The following is a 2,223-nucleotide window of genomic DNA, read 5'->3' as shown; positions in this document are numbered from 1 at the left end:
TCAATCCCTGAAGAACTCAATCCCAACCAAGGCATCCCTGGATGGCTAGAACTCGATGATTTAAGCCTTCATGGAGACATGGTAGCACGCATCCCTAAAGGAGCTTATATCAAAGGAATAATCGGTGGAGAAAAACCTTTTTTTCCCGTCTCTGAAATTCTTGGTACAGCTATCTCTAAACCTGAAGGAGTAAATAGCAATTGTGGATGGGTTGAATTAGAAACTCTGGCCTTTCATCGTGACATAGAAGCTGTTGCACCCCTTGCTCCTTATGTGCGGGGAGAGATGGATAAAGACCACAATTTTTATCCCGATAAACCTTATACTATTGTGCGCTCAAATGATTTTATTGGCAATGGAGAAGAAAAGTTTATGACGACTCAAGCTATCGAAGCATTGGTAAATACTGTCATTAAAAAATACCCCATTGATAGTACACAGATAACCGATCCAAGACAAAAATTTACTTTATTAGCTGGATCGAAACTTGAGATTCAACAGTATGACAGGGTGGATCATAATCATTGGAAATTGCTTTTATCTTCCCCTGTCAATGGTTCAGTCATCTGGTTTGCTTATAGTCCTCATGTCAATATCATTCGCCCAAATATTAACCGAAGCACGGTGATTACTTACCAAATCTTAAACGATGACAATGGGAAGCTGAAAGCAACCGCTAAATTAGCCTGTAACTTTTGGAATCGTTTTGTCATTCCTCAGTCTAATATTGTGATCCGACTAGGAACATTTTATAGTCCTGGTTCTGTGATTGCTAGAGCCTATAAACCTTATCAACAAGGCAATACCGTCTATGGCAAGATTGAGTTTAATACTAAGTATCTTGGAACGTTTACTAATTATGGTATTGCTGGCACAATTATTCACGAAATTGGACATACATTAGGATTTGGTTGGGATCAATGGATGAATTTGTTTTATCAAAATACGGGTGCTTTTAAACCCGAAACAATCAAGAAGATTCCCGAACTACAATATATGTTTGTTGAAACCGATTATGGTCCAGGAACAGCATATTCCCACTGGGACGAAGAACGATTTGATCAGGAATTAATGACGGGATTCAAAGATACCTATGAATATGTCTTACCTGTGACGATTAAAGTGATGGCACTTCTCGGTCATGTTATTGCTGAGGAATTAATCCAAAAAACGAATTTAGAAACCTTGATTCGTGAGATTGAAGATGTTCTATTCACCATGACAGAAACAGTCCAAGAAATTAACTTTGAATACTATAAAGATACCGAAATATCGGAGGAAATTTACACCGCATTGACCTAAAATTGTCAACATAAATATGGGGGGAGTTATTACTATTTTCCTGAATTAAGCTTCCCCCGATCGAGTGTTTCATAATTTAAGGACTGTTTCTATGAAAATTACCCACCTTTTCAAGCTATTATCAGCACTTAGTTTGGCTCTTCTTCTCGGTTGGCTTTTCCCGATGGCTCATATTAAGGCTGACAATGTATCAACACTGGGAAAATATCCTGTCTGTGAACCATCTGCTGTCGTAAAAGTAACCTGTCCAGAATCAGAAGGAAATTGCCTTTTAGTAGCAGATAATGAACAAAAAGACGCTCTCTTTCTCTATTCTGTGAGTTCTAAGCAATTAGACTCAACTCGTCAAAGTCAGTTAGCCTTAGAGAAAAAAATAAGTGACATTGAAGCGATCGCAAAATTAGATGATAATAAAGTTCTTCTCTTCGGTTCTCACAGTCGTAACAATAAATGTGAGATCAAAGCAAATAGACAACGGTTTGTACAGGCTCAATTGTCGGGAAATCAATTAAAAATTATTGGTGAACTGATCCAAAGTCCTCAAATCGATTCTAAAGTTCTCTTTCAAGGTCTAGATGTGAATTCTAACAAGATTATCAGTGCCGTGAGTCGTGCTATTGATGAGGCGGAAACCAAGGCTAATCAATCATTAGGAGATAAAGTGGCGTGTGAACAAGCCAATGCTTTTAATGCGGAAGGAGCAGTAGCCATTCCTGAGCCTTTATCCCTCGAAAAATTCAAGGTTTGGATTGGCTTACGTTCTCCCGTTGTCACATTAGACGCTAAGAATTATGCTGTTTTACTATCAATGGCTAATCTGGATAACTATCAATTCGATGGTGCAACACTTCTAGATTTAGGGGGACGGGGAATCAGAGAAATTACCTTTGATAATAACCAGATTTGGGGAATTGCTGGCGG

At 38.5% G+C, this 2,223-nt stretch carries 2 protein-coding genes; both read left to right on the top strand.

Annotation, left to right across the window (positions count from 1 at the left end; translation table 11 throughout):
* On the top strand, nucleotides 1-1,302 hold a 1,302-nt coding region (locus tag PX484_RS01450), incomplete at its 5' end, for a leishmanolysin-related zinc metalloendopeptidase (RefSeq protein WP_288102702.1).
* Between the two features lie 91 nt (nucleotides 1,303-1,393).
* On the top strand, nucleotides 1,394-2,223 hold an 830-nt coding region (locus PX484_RS01445; RefSeq protein WP_288102701.1), incomplete at its 3' end, for a hypothetical protein.

This window comes from Microcystis sp. M49636_WE2, assembly GCF_030065375.1.
Classification (GTDB): Bacteria; Cyanobacteriota; Cyanobacteriia; order Cyanobacteriales; family Microcystaceae; genus Microcystis; species Microcystis aeruginosa_C.
The sequence above is the reverse complement of the archived record's forward strand: the minus strand, read 5'-3'. Positions and strand labels throughout refer to the sequence as shown.